Raw genomic sequence first — 22,575 nt, forward strand, 5'->3', positions numbered from 1 at the left:
TATTGGCAATTCCTGTTTTACTCGTATCGGTCTCTTCCGGTTCAAGCGCTGCACCAACGAAGATGTCAGTTGCGGTTCCGGCAGAGCTCAGAGCCAAAGGGGTGCTAACGGTCGGCGTCAAGTGCGACTATCCGCCGTTCGGCTACGTCGACACCAGCGGAAACACGGTTGGCTATGACGTTGATTTCGCGCGTGAGCTCGCACAGCTTGCGCTCGGCAATCCGAATGCGGTGCAGACCCAGTGCGTCTCGAGCGCAGACCGAATTCCGTACCTCACGACGCATCGGGTCGACATCGTTATTGCGACGCTGGGATACAACGCGGATCGCGCCCGCGTCATCGCGTTCTCGAAGCCGTACTTTTCGCAAACCGGCCGTGTGATCGTCACGAAAGCGTCCGGAATCAACGGCGTCAAGGACTTTGGCGGCAAGACCGTCCTCACGCTTAAGGGCACGCCGTACGGTAAGTGGTTCAACGATTGCCTTCCGAGCGCTAAGGTCACGGAATACGAGACGACGAGCCAAGCGCTGATTGCGCTCAAAGAAGGCCGCGGCGTCGGATATGCGGACGACGATACGTTGTTGATCGGACTTGCCGGCAAGGATCCATCATTGACCGTCGTCGGCGCGCTCTACTCGAGCAAGTACGGCGTCGGCATGCGTCTCGACGACGACGCAATGATCAAGTGGGTCGACGCTGCGATCACCAAGTTGCAATCCCAAGACTTCTTTTTCAGTCAGTTCAAGAAGTGGGTCCCCGACAAACACCTCCAGGATCTGTTCTCAGAGTCGATGCCGCGTCCGGGGCACGATCTCAACTATCCAGCAGGTCCCGTCGTTCACTGCTGAAGCCGGATGAGCGGCTACACCTTCGATCCCGCGATCATCTGGCAGAATCTGCCCAATCTTTTGGGTGGACTGCTGTTGACGTTGGAGGTGAGCCTGATCGGCATCATCGGCGCGCTCGTCATCGGGATCGCGGGCGGCGCCGTACGAACCTTTGAGCTGCCCGTAGTCAGCGGCATCGTTCGGGTGTACGTCGAGTTCATCCGCAACACGCCGTTTCTCGTGCAGCTCTTTTTCCTGTATTTCGCCTTACCCGAGCTAGGGCTGCGTCTAAGCGGTTTCACGGTCGCGTGGGTGACGCTGATGATTCACGGCGGATCGTACAACGTCGAGAACTTTCGCGCCGGCTTCACGTCGACTGCTGCGGGTTTCCGCGAAGGTGCGCGTGCACTCGGACTTTCTCCATGGCAAGCCTTTCGTTATGTGACCTTCCCGATCGGAATTCGCACCGCAATGCCGTCGGTCACGAACACCTGCATCTCGGTGCTCAAAGGCTCGTCGCTGATGGTTGCGATCGGCTTTCCGGAGCTTACCGACAGAGCGGTCTCCATCGTCGGTCAAACATTTCGCGTCTACGAGATGTTCTTCACAATCGCCATCATCTATCTGGTCGTCGTTTGGGCGCTTTCGATCGTCATGCACTGGGCCGAGCGTCGCATGGCGATCCCGGGATTCAGCATTTGAGCACCGACTGGGTAGGCCCCGTCGCCACGTACATGCTCGGCGGATTGCGCACGACGATTGCGCTGTGCCTGATTACCGTGGTTGCGAGCACGCTCGTCGGCATCGTCCTCGGGACGCTCAGCGTGATTCGTTCGCTTCCGCTCGAGCTTGCATTGCGAGCGTATATCGAGTTTTGGCGCGGACTGCCCACCGTCGTCTCGCTGTTTTTTATTTTCTTTGCGCTGCCGACCATACACGTCTACGTGAACGCATTCATCGCCGCCGCGGTCGGGCTTACGCTCTGGGCCAGCGCGAACATCGCCGAGATCGTCCGCGGTGCGATTAAATCGATTCCCCGCGATCAATTCACGGCCGGCGCTGCGCTCGGTCTCGGCTGGCTGAGCGTGATGCGCCTGATTATCTTGCCGCAGGCTCTGCGACGCATGATTCCACCGCTCGTCGGCATGCTCGCCAATCTGATCCAGACCACGACGCTGGCTGCCGTTATCGGTGTGCTCGACGTCCTTGAAGCCGGCAAACAATCCGTCGAACGCTTGACTCTGCAGACCGGCAATCCGCACGCGATCGAAGTTTATGCCGCGATCCTCGTCGTCTTTTTCGCAATCTGTTTCCCGATCTCACAATATGCAAATTCCCTCGAGAAACGTCTCGTCGTCTAAATAAGGAAAGATACATGCTTACCGATAGCCCCGCGAAGTCTCTCCCCGAAGCCGAGCTGCGCGAGCTCGCGCAAAAATACTCTCTGGCCCACCGTCCGGACCGATCGCCCAAAGAAGCGCCGATCTTGAACAAGGCCAAAGGTTCGGTCGTCACGGACATCAACGGCAAAGAGTATCTCGATTTTAATTCTGGCGAGATGTGCGCGGCGCTCGGACACAATCATCCGCGCATCGCGGCTGCGGTCGCGGAAGCCGCAGAGACGATCAGTAACTCGAGCAATACGTTCTACAGCGTCTACGAGATCATGCTGGCCGCAAAGATCGGTCAGATGTCGCCCGAGCCGCTCAAGAAGAGCGTCTTTCACGGCTCCGGCTGCGAATCGATCGAAGCCGCGATGACGATGTCGAAAAAGGCCACCGACGGTTACGAGATCATGAGCCCGCACGCGAGCTATCACGGTCTCTCGGAGGTTCCGCGTTCGGTGACGCATGCCGGCTGGCGTAACAAGATCGGTCCGTTCGCGCCGGGCTCGTATGCGATGTTCGCACCGTACTGCTACCGGTGCCCAATCAATAAGACGTTCCCGGATTGCAAGCTTGCGTGCGTGGACGCCAGCTTCGAGCTGTTCGATGCCGAGTCGACCGGACATCAGGCCGCGGTGATCACCGAGCCGCTGTTCAGCGCGGGAGGCGTCATCTCGCCGCCGGCCGGTTGGATGAAACGCGTCGAAGAGAAGTGCGACGAACGCGGGATGCTACTCGTCCTGGACGAGGCGCAGACGGGTTTGGGGAAGCTCGGCTCGACGTATGCGTTCCAGCAAGAAGAGGGCAACGTCACGCCCGACATCGTCGCGATCTCGAAACACTTCGGCGGCGGCATCACGATCAGCGCGGTGATTACCTCTGAAGACATCGAGCAGCGTTTAAGGAAGAACGGCTACCAGATCAATCACTCCCACGATGCCGACCCGCTCGCGTGCCGAGCCGGTATCGAGAGTCTGCAGATCATAGAAGACGAGAAGCTGGGAGAGCGCGCCAAGGAGATCGAGCGCTACTTCCAGGCCCATCTGCGCAAGCTCCAAGACGAATTCGAAACGATCGGCGACGTCCGCGGGAAGGGCTTGATCCACGGGATCGAGTTCGTGAAGGACCGCGGGACGAAAGAACCGTGGTTTGTGGTGGGCGACAAACTTCGCCGGGCGTGCCTGACGAACGGCCTGTATTTTACGCTGAGGCGGAACGGCTCAGTCTTACGTTTCGTTCCACCATTCTCAACGACTAATGCCCAGCTCGACCAAGCTGCCGAAATCTTGCGGGACGCAATCAAGGCGCTCTAGAAACCCCGGCGCCGAAGCAGGCTTTGCGGGCGCGAAGTTTTCGGCCGACCCATGTGCCGGCCTAGGAGGTGTTTGTGGAGGGACCCAAGTCCAAGTCACGTCGGGAATTCGTCAAGGCGGCTGCCATCACTGGCGGAGTCGTTCTAGGCGCTCCCCTCTTTATTCCCAAACGTTCGGAAGCGGCGGAGACGCTGACCATCGGCGTCAACGAAGAGCTGACGGGCGTGTACGCGTACCCCGCGAAGAACGAAGTTCGCGGGATGCAGATGGCCGTCGACGATTGGAACAAAAAAGGCGGCGTTATCGGCCGACAGCTCAAACTGTTAGTCGAAGACAATGCGAATAATCCCGGAACTGCAGTCGAAAAGGCGCGTAAGCTTTTTGAGGTCGACAAAGTTCCGGTGCTGATCGGAACGTTAAACAGCGCGAATTCGCAGGCCGTCAGCAACGTGGCCTTCCAGGCCGGTAGGCCGTTCCTCGTCTCCGGCGGTCATACTGACAGTGTGACGGGAGCACAATGCCACTGGACGACGTTCCGCACGTGCCACAGCACCTGGGCTGAAACGCACGCCACCGGTCTTTCGATCTCGAAGAAGTTCGGCAAGAAGTGGTACTACATCACGCCGGACTACGCGTTCGGGCACTCTCTGCTCGACGGCTACAAGGACATGGAAGCAAAGCTCGGCGTCCAGGTCGTAGGCAGTGATCTCACGCCCCTTGGTACGACCGATTTCAGTGCGTACTTAACGAAGGTTCTTGCTGCGAAGCCGGACTGTCTGATCATCATGGTGCAAGGCGACGATCAGATCAATTGTCTCAAACAGGCGAATTCGTTCGGAATTCTCAAGCGTATCCCGGTTGCCGGACCTCAGGGCGAGCTCGAGCCGCTGTGGGGCGTGCCGAAGGAAGCGCAAGTCGGCTATTGGGGCGTCGAGTGGTACTACAAGAACGTCGGAAATAATAAGGAAGCACAATCGTTCGTGTCGCGCTACATGGCGCAGTTTCAAGAACCACCAACTGCGCGTAGCGCATTCGGGTACATCACCGTGGAGCGCATGGCGACCGCGATTCAGGAAGCCAAGGGTACGGATCCGGTAAAAGTGTGCAAACAGCTTTCCGGAATGACGTTCCATCCGCTCCAACAGGGAACGGGAACGTATCGAGCCGTCGATCATCAGCTCACGTGGCCGATGCTGTTCTGCGAGACTATCGCCGGCGGTCAATCCGATAATCCGAAAGACATCTTCAAGATGGTCGACGTTCAGCCGGGAGAGGCGATCGAACATCCGGTCTCAGAGCAGGAAAAGATCTGCAAGCTCACCTGGCCGGCATAAGACTCAGGTAAATCCACCCCTTACCGTCATCCCGAGCACCCCACCAAGAGGCGCTCGGGATGACGCATTCATATTAAAGGGACGTAATGGAACGACTCATCCCCGAAATCGTTAACGGTATCGTCCTCGGCGCCTTTTACGCGATCATCGCCATCGGCTTATCGCTGATCATGAACCTTACCGGTACGGTCAATCTTGCGCATGGCTCGTTCCTGACACTCGCCGGTTATTTGGCATTCGTGCTCCTCCAGCGGGGAACGAACTTTTGGCTGGCGCTCGGAATTTCGGCGCTCTTAACCGTCGTCGTGGGCTTAATCGTTGAACGAACGTTGATCGCCCCGCTTTACAAGCGCATTCCGCTCTACAGTCTGCTGCTCACGTTCGGGCTCGCGTTGATCGCCGAAGAAGTCTTCCGGCTGATTTGGGGACCGCAGTCAGTTCCGTTTTCGACACCGGCGTCGCTTCAAGGTGCGACGATCATCGGCGACACTGTTCTGCCGACGTATCGTTTGGCTATTATGGCCGTCCTTGCGGTCGTTATGCTGCTGTTGCTGTTTTTCATGTATCGCACCCGGCAAGGTTTGCGGCTACGCGGCGCCGTGCTCAACCGGGAGATGATGGCGGCGCTCGGCATCAATACGCAAACGCTCTACATGATGAATTTCGGTTTAGGAATCTTCTTGGCGGCGGTCGCCGGAGTGCTCGCCTCCGGTTTGATCGGTCTCTCGCCCACGATGGGGAACGGTTTGCTGATGCCGGCGTTCATCACCGTCGTGATCGGCGGGATGGGCAGCCTTGCGGGGTGCTTAGTCGGAGGACTGCTGCTCGGCGTCGGCCAGAGTGTCACGACGCTCTATGCACCGGCTGCTTCCGAGATCGTCACGTACGTTCTCATGGCGGTGGTCCTGTTGATTCGACCGCGAGGGCTCTTCGGTGAGGAGGGTCTGTTCGGATGAAGCGGACGCTCGATACTGTCGGCATGTCGATCCTTGCGATCGTGCTCTTGGGAATGCCGTTGTGGATGAATGTCATCAAGCTCAACGTTTCGCTTGGGACGTCGTTGCTGCTGTTCGGACTTGCAGCAGCGAGCGTCAACATTCTGGTCGGCTACACGGGGTTCATGGCGTTCGGCAATGCTGCGTTCTTTGGTGTCGGTGCTTACGGCTCGGCGCTCTTCAGTCACTACATCCTGCCCGACAATATGATACTCGCGACGATCGTCGGAGCCTTAACAGGAACGCTTTCCGCGTTCGTTCTGGCGCCGTTTCTGATCCGCCGGCGCGGCATCTATTTTGCGTTGCTGACCGTCGCCTTCGGGCAAGTATATTATTTTATCGCGTATCGCTGGAGCAATGTGACGGGCGGCGAAGACGGGTTCTCGATTTCGCGCCCGCATCTGTTTGGACCGCAAACGAATCCGATGAACGGTCCGGAATACTATTATTACGTGCTGGTCGTCTTTGTTGCGGTAATGGTATTCCTGTGGTTCCTGGTTCGTTCTCCGTTCGGGTTATCGCTTCGCGCGATCAGTCAGAATGAAGTCCGCGTGCGGTACCTCGCGATCAACAGCGATCGTCTGATCTTCAAGGCCCTGGTCATCTCGGGGATGGTGGCCGGCATCGCAGGCTCGTTGTATTCGATGTCGATCAACTTTGCGTACCCACTGCTGATGGACTGGCATCAATCCGGTGACTTCGTCATGATGACGATTCTCGGCGGTGCCGGTACGCTTTGGGGCCCGTTCATTGGCGCCATCATCTACACGCTCGCTGCAAACGTCTTGAGCAGCAAGACGGAGACGTGGCAGATCATGATCGGCGCGCTATTCGTCATATGCGTATTGTTCTTCCCGAAAGGTATTCTCGGGTTTCTCTCGCGTCCGACCACGACGAGCGAAGATGTCGATACGGCGCCGAGTCGTCCTCGAACCGAACAAGCGCTCGCGCAGAGTGAGCAAGGATGACCGCAACTGCCGGCGGCGCGACGATGCTGCACGCGGAGAAAGTCTCGCTCTCGTTTGGCGGCGTACATGCCGTCGTCGAGGTCGATATCGACGTCCACGAACGCGAGATCTACGCGATCATAGGACCAAACGGAGCCGGAAAGACAAGCTTTTTCAACGCGCTGACGGGATTTTTTTTCCCCGAAGCGGGCCGCGTCAGCTTTCTCGGTGAGGATATCACGCGCAAGCCGAACTACGAGCGTATTGCACGTGGGATGAGCCGGACGTTTCAAACGCCGAGCATTTTCCCTGAGCTAACGGTGTACGAGAACGTAGCGCTCGGCGTCCACAGCAGGATGGGTATCGCGGGCAGCTTGCGCGGACTCGGTGCGCGCAAGAAAGAGACCGACGTACGCGTCGATGAACTGTTGGGCTTTGTCAATCTTCAGCGCTGGAAGGAGACGCAGGTCGCGTCGCTTTCGCACGGCAGTCAACGTCTGGTCGAGATTGCGGCGTGTCTTTCCGTTGACCCGAAGCTCGTACTCCTCGACGAACCGACGGCAGGTTTGGCGGAAGCGGATACGGCACGCGTAATGGAAGTCGTGCGCGATCTGCGCGATCGTCTCGGCCTCACCGTCGTCTTTGTCGAGCACAATATGCGCTTTGTTTCGAGTCTTGCCGACACGGTCATGGTGATGGATCGTGGCCGCGCTCTGCTCCGCGGCGGCCCCCAAGAAGTACTCAACGATTCTCGCGTGCGCGAGGCATATCTCGGCGCGGAAGAGGAGACCGCCGATGTCTGATAGCGCGCCATTGCTTGAAGTCAACGACATCCAAACCTACTACGGGAAAAGCCACATTCTTCGTGGTGTGTCGCTGAAGGTTCAAAAAGGCGAGATCGTCACATTGCTAGGCCTGAACGGCGCCGGAAAGTCGACGACGATTCGCAGTATTCTCGGCCTAACACCGCCGCGCTCCGGTTCGGTCAAATTCAAAGGAACCGAAGTGAGTGGAATGCCGACATATCAGATCGCGAAGATGGGCATCGGGTACGTCCCTGAAGGACGGCTTATGTTCGGTGCGCTCACTACCCTTGAGACGTTGCAGCTCGCCGAACGCGGCGGTAACGGTGAGGGCTGGACGATTGAACGCACCTTCGAACGTTTTCCGAAGCTCGTCGAGCTGCGTTCACGAAAATCGGGAAAGCTTTCAGGCGGCGAACAAGAGATGCTCGCGATCGGACGCGCGCTGGTCGGAAATCCCGACCTTATCCTGATCGACGAACCTTCGCAGGGGCTCGCGCCCATCATCGTCCGTGAAGTCTATCGCATCATCGAGGATCTGCGTAACCACGGCGTCTCGATATTGCTCGTCGAGCAAAACGCGTTGATGGCGCTCAAGGCCGCACAACGCGCGTACGTGATCGACGATGGACGCATCGTGTATGAAGGTGCTGCTGCCGACCTGGGCGCGGATCGCGCTCGTGTCCGCGACCTCATGGGCCTCGCGACCGCATAAAGCTCGCCTTGCCTATTTGTCATCCCGAGCGTAACGCTCCGCGGGAGCGCGTAGTCGAGGGACCGCGTAATTGATTCGGTTAGTCCGACCGGGATTTGCTCCTAAACGGAAACGAAAGACTACCAGTAAGCGAGCGCGTTAGCGTAGAGATCGCGCAACTGCTCGCGGGATGTCTCGCGCGGTGCGTTATTGATCAGGCCCTTTTGCGGAAACGATCCCTCGGTCAGCGATTCGAGATCGCTATTGTCGTAACCGACCGCAGAGAGTCCGTTCGGGATTCCAGTCTGCTTCATAAGCGCGATGATCTGCTCGCTGATGACTTGACCCGCATCGTCGGGTCCGGCGCTGCGCACATCGGCACCGAGCTTTTCGGCCGCTTCCAAATGGCGCTCCGGACACGCCGGTGCCGTAAAGCGAAAGACCGACGGCGCGTTGAGAATGACCGACATCCCGTGCGGGACCATTGCTTCTTTGGGATCGTAGCCCGGAGCGCGGAAACTCTTGACGAGTCCGGACACCGCGTACGACATTCCATGCGGAAGATGGCAGCCTGCGTTGCCGAACGCGATTCCGGCGAGCATCGCCGCAAACATCATGCGCTCGCGCGCTTCGTCGTCGTTCGGATCGTGCACGGCACGAGCGATGTGCTGGCCGAGGATCGAGAGCGCGCTGATGCATCCGACGTCGCTGTACGGATTTGCGCCCTGAGAAAGCGGACGCGCTACGCCTTTCGCGACGCGCGCCCGGTGCGTGAACGGAAGCGCCGTGTACGATTCGAGCGCATGGCTGAGAACATCGAATCCGCTACAGGCTACGACCATCGGCGGCAGCGAGCGCGTGACGTCGGGGTCGATGATGCCGAGCGTCGGGCGCAGCTCGCGCGCACGGATTCCGGTCTTCGCTTCCATTTCGAGATAATCGAAGATCGCGATGCCGGTGCACTCGCTTCCGGTTCCCGAGGTCGTCGGGCACGCAATGTGCGGGCGCAACGGGCCCGGTACCGGTTTCCCGGCGCCGATCGGTGCGTTGACGTAGTCCATGAATTCCGCGGGATACGTTGCGTAGAGATCGGCTGCTTTGGTCGTATCGATCGTTGAACCGCCGCCGATCGAGATATAGCCGTCGAATTTTCCTCGGACGGCGAACGCGGCCGCTTTTTTGAACGAAACGTCGGTCGGCTCCACCGTTATATCGGTGTACGTCTCGGAATCGATCTTGGCTTCGCGCAGCGACGTAAGCGCCTTCTCGACGAACTCTTGGCGGCGCAGAAACGGGTCGATGAAGACCGCGACGCGCGTCATGCCGAGTGCTTTGGCGGCTTCGCCGACCTCGGAGAGGACGCCACGTCCGTATTTGATCCGTGCTCCGTCGACTTCGAAACCATAGTCGCCCGTCGCGGTCGGTGCATAGTGCTCGTGCTGGCAGCAAATCATGTCTGCCGCTTCATCCAGCCCGGTTTACGCTCCTGGATGCGTGCCCTTGACTAAGAATATCCGCCAAGCGATCGACATCCTGCACCGTATTGAACATGGCAAACGAGATGCGAATCCCATTGCGAACCTGCGAGGCGCGCACATTATGTTGCGCAAGATGCTGGAGCCAAACGCCGGAATCCAGCGCCAGGACATAAATGTGCGAGCGATAGCGGCGTTCACGTGGTCCGACGAGACCTATGCCCAGCGCGTCGAGGTGTCCGATCAATCGATCGCCGAGATCTAGGACGTGCTCGGCGATGGCAGGCACGCCGGCGCTCCGGATGAGGTCGATTGAGGCGTCGAGCGCATGAACGCCGGCGTGATTGTAGTTGCCAAGTTCGAAGCGTCGTGCCCCGTCGGCAAATTCAAACGGTCCCGGGCCGACGACGAGATCGGCCGGCGGATTCGCCAGCGAAGAGAGCGCGTAATATTCGGGCTCGAGGTTCGCCGCGAGCTCTTTGTCGCAATACAGTATGCCGATACCCTGCGGCGCCAGAAGACCTTTGTGCGCGCCGGCTGCGAACATCGCGATTCCGAGCTTCTTGACGTCGACGGGAAGAACACCGATCGACTGCATTCCATCGACGATAAGTTTGATGTCGCGTTCGCGGCAAAACGACGCGAGCCGTTCGAGATCATTACGCTGTCCACTGTGGAACATGACGTGCGATATGGAGATTGCGCGCGTGCGTGCGTCGACGAATCGTTTGAACGTTTCAGCGTCGACCCACTTGCGCGATTCCGGGATGAGCCGCACCTCGAGACCCGCTTTGCGGCGGCCGAGCCAGGCGCATGTATTATTAGGATGCTCGCCCTCAACGAGGAGGACGTTGTCGCCGGGATCGTATCGCAGCGCGTGTGCAGCGATATTTAGGCCCTCGGACGTGTTCTTAGTGAAAGCGATCTCGGAAGAATCTGCGCCGAGCAGCTCGGCGATTTTCGCACGGACGCCGGCCAGGCGCTCGAGCCACACAGATTTTGGCCCAGCATTATAATGAGCTTCGTCGTAAAACGACATCAACCGTTCGCGCACGCTCCTTGCAAGCGGCGTCTGAAACGCTGAGTCGAGATACAGCATGTGCTCCGTGACGGGGAACTCGCGACGGACGGCATCGACGTCGTAGGCGGTCATCATGAGATCGCGGAAAATCGGCGCATGAACCGCTGGAGACGTTCGTCACGCGGGCGATCGATGAGATCGCGAGGTATTCCCTCCTCGACAATCGTCCCGTCGGCAAAGAACACCATTCGATCGGCGACGTCGCGCGCGAAGTGCATCTCGTGCGTCACAACGAGCATCGTCATGCCCTCTTCGGCAAGACTTCGCATGACTTGCAGAACTTCGCCGACCAGCTCAGGGTCGAGCGCGGACGTAACCTCGTCGAACAGCATCAGGCTGGGGCTCATCGCGAGGGCACGCGCGATGGCGACGCGCTGCTGCTGCCCACCGGATAGGTTGGCGACGTGTTCGTGCGCCTTGTGTTCCAGACCAACTTTCGCAAGCAACTCGCGCCCGCGCGCGGTCGCATCCGGGTGCGACTCGCCTTTGACGTGAATAGGTCCAAGCGTGACGTTGTCGAGGGCTCGCAGGTGCGGAAACAAGTTGAACGATTGAAAGACCATGCCGACTCGCGTGCGCAACAGCTCGTTCTCACGCTCGCGGCGCTTGCGTCGATTTCCCTGGGCGTCGACCGTGTATCCAACGGATTCGCCGTCCACCTCGATCGTGCCGTGATCGTAGTCTTCCAAGATGTTGATGCAGCGCAGCATCGTGCTCTTACCCGAGCCGCTCGCTCCAATGATCGCGAGCACCTCGCCGCTCTCGACATCGAGATCGACCCCGCGCAAAACTTCGAGGTCTCCGAACGATTTGCGCAGCCCGCGGATGCGAAGCTTCGGCATTAGTGTTGGAATCCAAGCCGGCGTTCCGCCGAACGCGCCAAAGACGTCAGAGCGAAACAGATAACGAAATAGAGAAAGAGCGCAAACCCGTAGATTTGGAAGGGGGCGATCGTTCGTTGCGCGACCTCGGTGCTTGCCGTCGTGAGCTCCCAAGCGCTGATGACCGAGGCGTAGGACGTTCCTTTGATGAGAATGATCGCAACGTTGATGAGCGGCGGGATGGCCGTACGTGAGGCGATTGGCAAGATGACCAGACGTACGCGCGCCCAAAAAGAAAGACCGATGCTCTTCCCGGCGTCGATCTGCCCTCGGGGAATCGCAATGACTGCGCCGCGCACGACCTCACTGATGAAGAACGTGAAATAGAGGCTCAACCCGATGACCGCGGTCGAGTACGGATCGATGTCGATTCGGATCAGCGGCAAGGAGAAGTAGATGAAGTACAGCACCACGAGGAGCGGGATTCCGCGCACCGAGTAGACGCCGATCTGATTCAGAATGACGATCGGCCAGAATCGAAACGCCGCGAGTACGCCGATTGCCGTCCCGAGTGCGAGGCTGATGCTGAGGCTGACAGCGGATAGCCACAGAGTGTTTCCGGCAGCCTTGAGCAAATATGGCGCATTCTCGATGATGACGTGCATTGCGCTTTACTCCGCGAAGCGGAGTCGTTGCTCCAGCGCGCGCATGCCGACCGTGATCACGCCCGTGACCACCAAGTAGTAAATTGCGACGGCAACAAACGCAAGCGACGTGGCTGCGGTTTGTTCGGCCAGCGTCCGGGCTTGAAGTGTCAGCTCCATGACGGCAATCGTAGATGCGACTGAGGTGTCTTTCACGATCTGGACCAACTCGTTGCTGATCGCCGGAAGCGTTCGTACGACCGCAAGTGGCAGCGTCACGAGCCGCAGTGTTTTCCAGTAACCCATCCCAAGCGCTTTGGCTGCCTCTTTGTGCCTGCGGCTGACCGATTGAAATCCGCCTCGATAAACTTCGGCGAAGAACGCCGCATGCTGCGTCGCGAGCGACAGTGCCGCGGCCTGGAAGGGTGATAACCGCAAACCTATCAGCGGTAGCCCGAAGAAAAAGAAGAACATCTGGACGAGTAGCGGCGTATCGCGAAGCACCTCGACATAGGCTGCAACAAGCCACCGAATCCACGTCCAACGCGAATTCCGTAGCAGCGCGAGTCCAAGTCCGGCGATTGCCGAGATCACGATCGCGATGATCGCAAGCTCGAGCGCCGTCCAGAGTCCCGGCAGCAGGCGTGGAAATACGTACGCGAGCTGCCGGGCAAAGGCGTTCAAGTTATCTCTCGGGTGGAGCGTGCACGCCGAACCACTTCATGTAGACCTTGTCGTAGTCCGTGTACAGTGAACCGTGCCGCATCTCATGAACTAGCGTGTTGAGGTAAAGCCACCACTGGAAGTCGCCTTGTTTCATGAAGATGGCATTGTTATACGTCCCCTGCGTAACACCGGGAAGCATCCGCAGCTCATTTTCGTGTTGGCTGACGATCCATGCCAAGAACGGACGATCCGTGCATGCGGCTTGCGCTTGTCCGCTGAGGACGGCGGCGTATTGGGCGGCCTGCTGCGTAAGATAGATCGCTTTGGATTTCGGATAGAGCAGTTCGTGCCGTTTGTGGTCCGGATCGACGTTGAGGAACGCGATCGTGACCTTGGGATTGTTCAGGTCCGAGAAGCTATGGAGCGGTGAGTTCTTGCGAACCAGGCACCCGTTGCCCGAATCGATGTAGCCTTCCGTGAAGGCCGCCTGCAGAAGGCGCGCCGGATAGACCGTCGTCACCATAATGCCGAAGTCGGCCCGGCCGCTATTGACGGTCTCGAATCTACCGTCAAACGTCGTGCGGACGAATTCGATCTTGTTTTCGTCGTTGAAGAGCGCCTTTGCGATCAACTTGGCGATGTCGATGTCGAAGCCGGCGAGCTGGCCGTCCTTGTCGACAAATGCAAAGGGCGGCGAACCGGTCGTCGTCGCGACACGGACGGTTCCGCGTTGCTGGACCTCGGCGAGAAGCGATGCTGCTTGTGCGTTTACCGGACGGGCCTGCATCGTGAATGGAGCCACGGCGAGCAACGAACAAGCAAGGAGCATACGAACAATTCTAGACATGCGGCGCCTCCTTCGGCGGAAAGTGCGTGGGTGAGAGTCGATCAACCGAAATAGAGTGAGCTCAACGCTTGAGGCTTTGCGAGCATGCCCGCGAGCGCGTCCAGCGATTTGTCGACCGCGTCGACATAGGCCTGTGTTCCACCGAAGCGCGAGAGCGTCTCGGGTGGAATGAACTTGACGAGCAGGTCGCCCGTGCCGGGCGGCACGCCGACAAAGTGTACGGTCAGCACACCGTAATTTTCCAAGAGCAACATGCAGAGTGCGGCCGTCGCCTCGAATGGAACGATCGGCGGCGTCGTCGTCCCGGCTCGCCGCATCGCGGTTTGCAGGATGTCTTCTCCGAGAAGTGCTCCGATGACGGGCGTTTCCGAAACGGTGTCCCCGAGGCGTGAGCGCAACGCCGCCGTTAGTCCTTTCGTGCACGCAACCAGCTCGCGAACGCGCTCGGGCGTATACGATTCGAGCGTATGAACGATCGCGGGATAGAGCAGCGGGCGCACTTCCATTGCGAGTTCCCAGCTCCGCGCGCGGGCTTTTCCAACCAAGTCGGCGCGACCGGCAAGTAACCCGAGACGTGGACCGCGCGTTCCGTATTTGTCGAGACCCGTCGCAACCGCATCGACACCCAGATCAAGAAGTCGTGGTTGATCGAAGATCGCCGGACCGACCCGGGCTCCGCCGGCGTCGTCTGCGTACACGGTGATGCCGCGCGCACGAGCCGCAGCGATGACGCGTTTGATCTGATCGAGCTCGAGAATTTCGTAGGTGACGGCAAGGCGCGTCATGATGACGAGCGCGACGCGAGGTTGGCGCGCCAGCTCTTCCTCGAACTGCTGTGCACCGACGGTGTCGATGAAGGTTCCACCGGCAAGATTCACCGCGCGAGGGACCGAGGGATGACTGTGACTTGCCGTAACTCCGATGACGACGTCGCCGGGCTTTACCGTTACCTGGGCAACTGCAATCGTGGCGCCGGTGAGGCGATTGAAGGCCGCCACATCGTGCTCAGGTGCTTTTCCGCCCAAGTGTTTGAACGTAGCATCGCGCAGCCGATCCGCATAGAGAGACGGCGCCAGCTCGTCGGTGACGAATGCAAGCTCATCCGGCTCCATCGGGAGGCCGTGCTCGAGTCCCGTAAAGTTGTAAACCTTATCGAGACCGCGCGAACGGATGACGCGCCATGCGCGCTCGAGCTTTTTGAAGTCGGTCTCCGTGCTCGTCAGGATGCGGCCGCGTGCATACGGTAGCCCCGCCGCAAGCGGATTCCCAAAACGATCGGTTCGCTGGCTTGGAAGGTCCTTGATCACTTGATTTTCCCTCTGTGAGTTGCTACGGAAAGCAATGGATAGTGGTCGTAGTGTTTGGTGACCGCCGCAACGGCGGCGGTGAGATCTTTGCGCCGAATGGCGTCGGCGATTGCCGCGTGCATGCGTAACGAGATTTGCGCGGTGTGTGGTGTGTAGCGTTCGTGTAGGAGCCACTGATCGTTGCGATGGCGCTCGATCAGTTCGGCGACGGCGTTTAGCAAGAAGGGATTGTGTGCGGCTGCGGCCACCTCGAGATGGAAATCGAGCGTGGCCAGCAGGTAGTCTTTGAGTTCTCCCTTTTCCACCAGCGTCGAGAGTGCGCGCATCTTGCGGTTGAGTCTGGCCATATCGGCGCGCGTCGCCTTGCGCACCGCGAGGCGTACGCACGCGACCTCAAGCGCTTCGCGCGCTTCGAGCGTTTCGGCGATGCCGATTCCGGCTAGCACGGTGCGCCGGTCGCGTTCGAAGTCGGGCTTAGGTGCGCTCGCAACATAACTGCCGTCCCCGACGCGCGTATCGATGTAGCCGGCGAGCTGTAGTGCGGCCAGCGCTTCGCGGACGGCCGCGCGGCTCACGCGATGGCTCGAGGCCAAGGTGCGCTCCGGAGGCAGACGCATCCCGATCGCCCACTCCCCCGAGCTGATGTACTGCAAGAGGCGATCGACGAGCTGGTGACTTTTCTTTGGGAGCGCGAGAGCCCGAGCTTCCAATGGCCCACCCTATTCCACCGGTATGACCGGTCAGACCAATTTAGCCCGTGGTGCCGGTGCTGTCAAGACGCCGTTTGGAAGGGCTGCGGAATCTTTTGCGGGCATGGCTCGCATTCGATGGCAGATCTGAACTACGACGATGTTCGCAAGATTCTCGCGATCCTCGACGCATCGACGCTCGACGAAGTGCACATCGAAATCGGCAATTTTAAGCTCGACGTGCGTCGTCGCGGCGCAAGCGCACCGCTGCCCGCGGCGCAAGCCAAGCCGCCGCCTGCGCCCGCGAAAGCGCCACCGAGCGTAGTGCTTGCGCCGGGGCAATTCGCACTCACCGCGCCGATGCTTGGAACACTTTATCGCGCTCCCTCGCCCGATGCGCCGCCATTCATACAAGTCGGTGGCGTTGTCTCGGCGGACGATACGCTTTGCATCATCGAAGTCATGAAGCTGATGAACACGATCAAAGCCGAGAAGCCGGGCCGCGTCGCCGCGATCGTCGCCGAAAACGGAACGCTCGTCGAGTTCGGCCAGACGCTGATCGTTTTCGATCCGCTGTGATCAAACGTGTTCTGGTTGCGAACCGCGGCGAGATCGCGGTGCGCGTGATCTCGAGTTGCCGCGCGCTCGGAATCGAAACCGTCGCCGTCTATTCGGACGCCGATCGCAGCGGACGTTGGCTTACGCTCGCCGATCGTGCGGTGTGCATCGGTCCCGCAACGGCAGCCAAGAGCTACCTCGCAGCGCCCGCACTCATCTCGGCGGCCCTCGGAACCGGCTGCGATGCAGTGCATCCGGGGTACGGCTTTCTCGCAGAGAATGCCGAGTTCGCACGCTTGTGCGAAGAGAACGCGATCAGCTTCATCGGTCCGGCACCTGACGCGATCGCGCAAATGGGGAACAAGATTGCCGCTCGCGCTATCGCGCGCAAAGCCGGCGTTCCGACGATTCCGGGCTCCGAGGGTCGTCTTGCAGGCATCGATGCGGCGCGGCGAATCGCGGATGAGGGCGGTTATCCGCTCTTGCTCAAGGCGGCGGCCGGTGGCGGCGGACGCGGAATGCGCGTCGTGAGGAGTGAACGCGAGCTCGGCGAGCGCTTTGCCGAAGCCGAATCCGAAGCGCGCGCGGCCTTTGGTGACGATGCGCTGTACGCGGAAAGATTTCTCGAAGGTGTCCGGCACATCGAAGTGCAGCTCGCAGGCGACGGCCGCGACGTGATTCATCTCGGCGAACGCGATTGCACGTTGCAACGGCGTTCGCAAAAGTTGATGGAAGAAGCGCCCAGCGTGGTGTTGGATTCGGAGGTGCGCGAGCAACTAACCTCGGCGGCCGTGGCACTCGGGAAGCGAATCAACTATCGCAGTCTCGGGACGATCGAATTCGTCTACGAGCCATCGAGTAAAGCGTTTTATTTCTTGGAGATGAACACGCGAATTCAAGTCGAGCATCCTGTGACCGAGATGATAACGGGTCTCGATCTGGTCGCCGAGCAGCTGCGCATCGCGGGCGGCGAATCTCTCTCTTTGCAGCAAAACGACGTGCGGATGAGCGGGCACGCGATCGAATGCCGCATCAATGCCGAAGATCCCGAACGTGATTTTCGTCCTTCGCCCGCGGCGATCGAGGCTTGGGACCCGCCCTCGGGTGAGGGCATTCGGATCGATACCCACGCGTACGCCGGATACACGATTCCCCCGTTCTACGACTCGATGATCGCGAAGCTGATCGTCTGGGGCGAAGATCGCGCGCAAGCGCTCGAACGAGCGCGCAGTGCGGTCGCTGGTTTCCGCATCGAGGGACCGCGTACGACGCTCGGTCTACACGCGAACTTGTTGCGCGATTCAAACGTCATAGCAAATCAGACCGATACGACGTGGGTCGAGCGCGAGTTCTTGAAAACGGCCGTCGCGTGAGAAGCATTAAATTTATCGACACGACGCTGCGCGACGCGCACCAGTGTTTGTGGTCGACGCGTATGACGACTGCGATGATGCTTCCGGTCGCGGACTATTTGGATCGCGCCGGCTTCGAAGCGATCGATTTGGAAGGCGGCGCCGTTTTCGACGTGTGCGTGCGCTTCCTGCGCGAAGACCCGTGGGAGCGGATGCGGATCATGAGCGAGGCGATCACACGCACTCCGCTGATCATCATGACCCGCGGCCAGAGCCTGTACACCTTCGAGCTTTTCTCGGACGACGTCGTCGAGCTGAACGCCCAACGCATTGCAGCCAACGGCATCCGCTACCATACGCCCTACGACGCGCTCAACGATGTGCGCAACCTCGTCGTCTCGGTGCGCGCCGCCAAAGAGGCGGGACTCTATGTCGCAGCCGGCGTCGTCTACACGATCAGTCCGGTGCACACCGACGACTACTACGCCAAGAAAGCGCGTGAGATCGTCGCGCTCGGCGTCGATGCGCTGTATCTCAAGGATCCAAGTGGACTCCTGACGCCGGAGCGCGTCCGGACGCTCGTTCCGGCCTTGCGAGCGGCGATTGGAGCGCTTCCGCTGCAGCTCCACACGCATTGTCTCACGGGTCTTGGACCGCTTGCCGCGCTCGAGGCGATTGGCTGCGGTGTCGACGCCGTGCACACGGCGACGTCAGTTCTCGCCAACGGCGCTTCGCAACCGTCGACGGAATGGGTTGCGAGCAACGCGCGGCGCATGGGATACGGCGTTGATCTCGATCTCGATTTGATCGAGCCCGTGCGCGAGCATTTCAAGTACGTCGCCGAGCGCGAGGGCAAGCCGCTTGGCGAGGTTCTCGAGTACGACCCGTTTCACTACGAGCATCACGTTGCGGGCGGTATGATCTCGAATCTGCGCAGCCAACTGCGCGATATGGGAATGGAAATCAAGCTCGAAGCGATTCTCGCGGAGATGGCGCACGTCCGAAAGGATCTCGGCTATCCGATCATCGTGAGTCCGTTCGCGCAATTCGTCGCGACGCAGGCGACGCTCAACGTCATCGGCGGGGAGCGCTACAAGACGATTCCCGATGAAGTGCGACGTTACGTGCTCGGCTACTACGGCGAGCTGGCCGCGCCCGTCGAGCCGAACCTCTACGATCGGATCACGGCCGGGGAACGTGTCGTCACCGAGCGCCCGGGCGACCTGCTGCCGCCGACCCTCGAGCGCATTCGTCGCGAGCGCGGGCCGTTCGACTCCGACGACGATCTGCTCTTGGCTGTGTTCTACAGTGCGGATCAATATGACGCGCTCAAAGCGGCGGGGCCGATTCAGCGAGCCTACGCCGTCGATCGAACGCCGCTACTCACACTTGTACGCGAGCTTTCGGGCCGCGACGACATTGCTTCTTTCCGTTTGGTGAAATCGTGATCGAAATTCTTGGCGGCGTGCGAACGCCCATCGGCAAATTCGGCGGCGCGCTCCAGAAGCTCCGCGCCCGCGACATCGGCACGCACGCGGTGCGCGAAACGATCGCTGCGACCGGCATCGCCGGAAGCGACGTCGATTTGGCGATCGTCGGACTCGCGCGTCAAGCCGGCAACGGGCCGAATCCGGGACGCTTGATGGCAGTCGGCGGTGGGCTGCCGCACACGACGCCTGCGTATACGGTGCAGCAAGCCTGTCTGTCGGGAATGCTTGCGGTGATCAACGGAACGCAAGCCATCGAGACTGGCGCCGCGAGCGTCGTCTTGGCGGGTGGCGTCGAACACATGTCGAGCGTTCCCCATCTGTCGTTCGATACGCGCTGGGGTGCGCGCATGGGAACGTCCGAGCTGGTCGACGCCATGTTTGCCGACGGCTTCATCGATCCAATGTGCGGAAAACACATGGGCAAGTTGTGCGACGAGCTTGCAGCACGCTACGGGATCTCGCGCTCCGAACAAGATGCGTATGCGCTCGAGAGTCAGCAGCGCTGGGCAAAGGCAAACGCCGCGCGCGCGGACGCCGGAATAATTTCGGGCCTCACGCCGCTGGGCGTCGACGAGAATCCGCGTCCGGATTCCGCGCTCGAAGCCCTCGCAAAACTCCGGCCGGCGTTCGATCCCGAAGGCACCGTGACGCCCGGTAATGCATGCGGTCTTGCCGACGGCGCTGCAGCCATCGTGTTTGCGTCTTCCGAAGCATCTCAGCGAATTGGCGCGAAACCGAAAGCGCGAATCATCGGGACGGCGATCGCAGCCATCGATCCCAAAGACTACGCGATTGCTCCGGTAGCCTCGACGCGCAAGCTGCTCGCGAAGCTCAACATGCGCATCGATCAATTCGATTTCGTCGAGATCAACGAAGCGTTCGCCGCGCAGATGTTGGCCTGCATTCGGGATCTCGAGATCGACCGCGCACGCGTCAACGTTTGGGGTGGCGCAATTGCCGTCGGGCATCCGATCGGCATGTCGGGAATTCGCGTGTTGTTAAACGCCGTCCATCAGCTCGAGACATTGGGTGGACGTTACGCGCTTGCCGCGATCTGCGGCAATGGAGGCCAGGGGGCGAGCATCGCGCTCGAGCGCGTCTAGCCTGCGAGCTCGACCCCTCGGGAGTGGTAGCTATCGGTAGCTTGGTCGTTAGACGAGGATAATCAGGGCCGGCCGGAAATGTCCGTACCGGTATAGCCGGGAGGGGAACCATGGCAGTACGTTCGTCCGCTACAGGAACGAGTAATATTCGGCTCGTCGCATTGGCGAGCACGGTTGGCACCACGGTTGAGTGGTACGACTTCTTCCTGTACAACACGATGGCAGCGCTCGTGTTCAACAAGCTCTTCTTTCCGCAGTTCGATCCGGTTGTCGGAACGCTGCTCGCGTTCACCGCGTCGTTCGTCGGATTCATCGCTCGACCGATCGGTGCAGTCGTCTTCGGACACTTCGGCGATCGTATCGGACGAAAGAGCATGCTGATCCTGACGCTCTTGATCATGGGCGTCGGAACGTTCTTGATCGCGTTTCTGCCGACGTATAGTGCGATCGGAACCTCGGCTGCGATTCTACTGCTGATATTGCGCATGGTGCAAGGTTTCGGTCTGGGCGGAGAGTGGGGCGGCGCAGTCTTGATGTCCGCCGAGCACGCGTCGGACCGCGATCGCGGCTTCTACGCAAGCTGGCCGCAAATCGGGGTTCCCGCTGGTCTCGCACTCGGTACGACCGTTACCGCTCTTCTCTCGCACGGCTTGTCGTCGGATGATTTCTTGAACTACGGCTGGCGCATTGGTTTCGCGCTCAGCGCGGTGCTCGTTATCATCGGTATCTACATTCGTTTGCGGATCTTCGAGACGCCGCTCTTCCAGCAGGTGCAAGAGCAAAAGCAGATTGCGACGGTCCCGTTTGCGGAGCTATGGCGCGGCTATAGCCTAAACGTGATCCTCGGCATGGGGATCCGCTACATCGAAGGCGTCGGCTTCAACATATACGCGGTGTTCGTTATCGCATACATGGCTGGAACGCTGAAGTATCCGCGCACCGACGTGCTCAACGCGGTAACGATTGCGGCGATCGTGATGATTTTCTTCATCCCGTTTTGGTCGCGGCTTTCAGATCGCATCGGGCGGCGCAAGGTTTTCGGCGCCGGCGTAATCGCAACGGGCATCCTTGCCTATCCGGCGTTTTGGCTGATGGGCCAAGGCGTGGGCTGGGCGTGGCTCGCGATCACAATTCCGTTCGGAATCGCATACGCGGCGATTTACGGACCGGAAGCGGCGCTCTTCAGTGAGCTGTTCGACACGCGCGTGCGTTACACGGGCATCTCGTTTGTCTATCAATTCTCAGGCATCTTCGCGAGCGGCTTAACGCCGATTATCGCGACGGCGCTGTTGAAGACGAGCGGTACTCCGTGGCTGGTCGCGGGCTATATGGTGATCGTCGCCGTGGTTAGCTTGGCATCGCTCCTGGCCATGCGCAAGTTCTACATGCCGGTTCCCTCAAGCGGCGACTCCGCCATCGCGGCGGCCGGCGCAGGCTAAGCGGTCAGCAAACCGCCGTCAATCACGACGATCGAGCCGTTGATGTACGCGGCGAGATCGGAGACGAGGAACAGCGTTAGGCCAGCAATCTCGGAAGGTTCAGCAATTCTTCCGGCCGGTATGCTGCGCTCGACACGCGCGCGGAGCTCGAGATTCGAGAAGCTATCCTGGGTCATTGGCGTCTGGGTGACCGCAGGCGCGACGGCGTTCACGTTGATTCCGAGCGGTGCGTATTCGCGCGCGAATCCCTTGGTGAGAGCGATGACGGCGGCTTTGCTCGCGCCGTAAAGCACGTTCCCGACCGATCCTCCGCCTTTGAACGCGGAGATCGAAGAAAGATTGACGATCTTTCCGTAGCGTTGTCCGCTCATCATATCGACGGCCGCTTTGCAGCACAAATACACGCCACCGACGTTGATGCGTGAGAGCACCTCCCAATCGGCGGGCGTCGAGTCTCCGAGCGTGCTCGTTCTCAGAATCCCGGCGCTGTTGACGAGCACGTCGAGACGCTTTTCGCGACTGCGAATGCGGCTGAAGACTTCTTGCACGGAGTTCGCGTCGCCGACGTCGAGACCGACCCCCTCGGCAGCCGCTCCATTAGAACGCAGTGAATCAGCCGCGTCGGCGGCCCCGCTCGCATCCAAATCCGCGAGATAGACGCGGACGCCCTCGCTTGCTAGTGCCTGCGCGACGGCGCGTCCGATTCCGTTCGCCGCGCCCGTGACCAGGGCGATCTTGCCACTCAGCCCGAGATCCATGCTCGCGCTGTTCGTTCATTAAGCCCTCGCAAACCTCGGGTCCATTA

General features: G+C 59.9%; 23 protein-coding genes. 14 read left to right on the forward strand and 9 right to left on the reverse strand.

Features of this window, described 5'->3' with window-relative positions:
* The first annotated feature begins 62 nt into the window (after positions 1-62).
* The 9 genes from VGG22_15265 to VGG22_15305 all read left to right on the forward strand — a co-directional run bounded on the left by VGG22_15265 (position 63) and on the right by VGG22_15305 (position 8,319).
* A complete protein-coding gene (locus VGG22_15265; protein ID HEY1729733.1) occupies positions 63-848 on the forward strand; it encodes a transporter substrate-binding domain-containing protein in 786 nt (261 codons plus the stop codon).
* 6 nt (positions 849-854) lie between these two features.
* A complete protein-coding gene (locus tag VGG22_15270) occupies positions 855-1,529 on the forward strand; it encodes an amino acid ABC transporter permease (protein ID HEY1729734.1) in 675 nt (224 codons plus the stop codon).
* Positions 1,526-2,188 (forward strand): amino acid ABC transporter permease, encoded by a 663-nt coding sequence (locus VGG22_15275; GenBank protein ID HEY1729735.1) that lies wholly within the window; start codon positions 1,526-1,528, stop codon positions 2,186-2,188. The genes VGG22_15270 and VGG22_15275 overlap by 4 nt, the downstream gene beginning before the upstream one ends.
* Before the next feature lie 14 nt (positions 2,189-2,202).
* The gene (locus tag VGG22_15280; protein HEY1729736.1) at positions 2,203-3,525 is read left to right on the forward strand and encodes an aspartate aminotransferase family protein; all 1,323 of its coding nucleotides are present in this window, start codon (positions 2,203-2,205) and stop codon (positions 3,523-3,525) included.
* Positions 3,526-3,599: 74 nt separating this feature from the next.
* Complete coding sequence (locus VGG22_15285; protein HEY1729737.1) at positions 3,600-4,859, forward strand: ABC transporter substrate-binding protein; 1,260 nt, start codon at positions 3,600-3,602, stop codon at positions 4,857-4,859.
* Between the two features lie 86 nt (positions 4,860-4,945).
* Positions 4,946-5,815 carry a branched-chain amino acid ABC transporter permease gene (locus VGG22_15290; GenBank protein ID HEY1729738.1) on the forward strand — a complete coding sequence of 290 codons (870 nt, stop codon included), beginning with the start codon at positions 4,946-4,948 and terminating at the stop codon, positions 5,813-5,815.
* Positions 5,812-6,822, forward strand: coding sequence for a branched-chain amino acid ABC transporter permease (locus VGG22_15295; protein HEY1729739.1), 1,011 nt, complete (start codon positions 5,812-5,814; stop codon positions 6,820-6,822). Before VGG22_15290 ends, VGG22_15295 begins: the two co-directional genes overlap by 4 nt.
* Positions 6,819-7,604 (forward strand): ABC transporter ATP-binding protein, encoded by a 786-nt coding sequence (locus tag VGG22_15300; protein ID HEY1729740.1) that lies wholly within the window; start codon positions 6,819-6,821, stop codon positions 7,602-7,604. Before VGG22_15295 ends, VGG22_15300 begins: the two co-directional genes overlap by 4 nt.
* Positions 7,597-8,319: an ABC transporter ATP-binding protein gene (locus tag VGG22_15305; protein ID HEY1729741.1), complete on the forward strand. Its 723-nt coding sequence runs from the start codon at positions 7,597-7,599 to the stop codon at positions 8,317-8,319. The genes VGG22_15300 and VGG22_15305 overlap by 8 nt, the downstream gene beginning before the upstream one ends.
* 119 nt (positions 8,320-8,438) lie before the next feature.
* Here the strand turns inward: VGG22_15305 and VGG22_15310 are convergent, their stop codons facing one another.
* Genes VGG22_15310 through VGG22_15345 form a run of 8 tightly spaced genes read right to left on the reverse strand, consistent with a single transcriptional unit; the run spans position 8,439 to position 15,849 of the window.
* Positions 8,439-9,752: a hydroxyacid-oxoacid transhydrogenase gene (locus VGG22_15310; GenBank protein HEY1729742.1), complete on the reverse strand. Its 1,314-nt coding sequence runs from the start codon at positions 9,750-9,752 to the stop codon at positions 8,439-8,441.
* Between the two features lie 10 nt (positions 9,753-9,762).
* Positions 9,763-10,929, reverse strand: coding sequence for an aminotransferase class V-fold PLP-dependent enzyme (locus tag VGG22_15315; GenBank protein ID HEY1729743.1), 1,167 nt, complete (start codon positions 10,927-10,929; stop codon positions 9,763-9,765).
* Complete coding sequence (locus tag VGG22_15320; protein HEY1729744.1) at positions 10,926-11,696, reverse strand: amino acid ABC transporter ATP-binding protein; 771 nt, start codon at positions 11,694-11,696, stop codon at positions 10,926-10,928. Before VGG22_15320 ends, VGG22_15315 begins: the two co-directional genes overlap by 4 nt.
* Entirely contained in the window at positions 11,696-12,340 is a 645-nt protein-coding gene (locus tag VGG22_15325; protein HEY1729745.1) for an amino acid ABC transporter permease, read from the reverse strand. Before VGG22_15325 ends, VGG22_15320 begins: the two co-directional genes overlap by 1 nt.
* A 6-nt stretch (positions 12,341-12,346) precedes the next feature.
* Complete coding sequence (locus VGG22_15330; GenBank protein ID HEY1729746.1) at positions 12,347-13,003, reverse strand: amino acid ABC transporter permease; 657 nt, start codon at positions 13,001-13,003, stop codon at positions 12,347-12,349.
* A gap of 1 nt (position 13,004) precedes the next feature.
* Positions 13,005-13,832, reverse strand: a complete 828-nt coding sequence (locus VGG22_15335; protein HEY1729747.1) for a transporter substrate-binding domain-containing protein — start codon at positions 13,830-13,832, stop codon at positions 13,005-13,007.
* A 41-nt stretch (positions 13,833-13,873) separates the two neighbouring features.
* On the reverse strand, positions 13,874-15,139 hold the full coding sequence (locus tag VGG22_15340; GenBank protein HEY1729748.1) for a hypothetical protein: 1,266 nt from the start codon (positions 15,137-15,139) through the stop codon (positions 13,874-13,876).
* The gene (locus VGG22_15345) at positions 15,136-15,849 is read right to left on the reverse strand and encodes an FCD domain-containing protein (protein HEY1729749.1); all 714 of its coding nucleotides are present in this window, start codon (positions 15,847-15,849) and stop codon (positions 15,136-15,138) included. Before VGG22_15345 ends, VGG22_15340 begins: the two co-directional genes overlap by 4 nt.
* Before the next feature lie 117 nt (positions 15,850-15,966).
* Here VGG22_15345 and accB point away from each other — a divergent pair, with 117 nt between their 5' ends.
* The 5 genes from accB to VGG22_15370 all read left to right on the forward strand — a co-directional run bounded on the left by accB (position 15,967) and on the right by VGG22_15370 (position 21,770).
* Complete coding sequence (accB, locus tag VGG22_15350; protein ID HEY1729750.1) at positions 15,967-16,407, forward strand: acetyl-CoA carboxylase biotin carboxyl carrier protein; 441 nt, start codon at positions 15,967-15,969, stop codon at positions 16,405-16,407.
* The gene (gene accC / locus VGG22_15355; protein ID HEY1729751.1) at positions 16,404-17,759 is read left to right on the forward strand and encodes an acetyl-CoA carboxylase biotin carboxylase subunit; all 1,356 of its coding nucleotides are present in this window, start codon (positions 16,404-16,406) and stop codon (positions 17,757-17,759) included. Before accB ends, accC begins: the two co-directional genes overlap by 4 nt.
* Entirely contained in the window at positions 17,756-19,186 is a 1,431-nt protein-coding gene (locus tag VGG22_15360; GenBank protein HEY1729752.1) for a pyruvate carboxylase subunit B, read from the forward strand. Before accC ends, VGG22_15360 begins: the two co-directional genes overlap by 4 nt.
* A complete protein-coding gene (locus VGG22_15365; protein HEY1729753.1) occupies positions 19,183-20,331 on the forward strand; it encodes a thiolase family protein in 1,149 nt (382 codons plus the stop codon). The genes VGG22_15360 and VGG22_15365 overlap by 4 nt, the downstream gene beginning before the upstream one ends.
* A gap of 110 nt (positions 20,332-20,441) precedes the next feature.
* Entirely contained in the window at positions 20,442-21,770 is a 1,329-nt protein-coding gene (locus VGG22_15370) for an MFS transporter (protein HEY1729754.1), read from the forward strand.
* On the opposite strand, the gene VGG22_15375 is transcribed toward VGG22_15370, so the two are convergent.
* A complete protein-coding gene (locus VGG22_15375) occupies positions 21,767-22,528 on the reverse strand; it encodes an SDR family NAD(P)-dependent oxidoreductase (protein HEY1729755.1) in 762 nt (253 codons plus the stop codon). The two genes, VGG22_15370 and VGG22_15375, sit on opposite strands and share 4 nt — an antisense overlap.
* Between the last annotated feature and the right edge of the window lie 47 nt (positions 22,529-22,575).

It is taken from the genome of Candidatus Baltobacteraceae bacterium (genome assembly GCA_036489885.1).
Lineage (GTDB): Bacteria > Vulcanimicrobiota > Vulcanimicrobiia > Vulcanimicrobiales > Vulcanimicrobiaceae > JAFAMS01.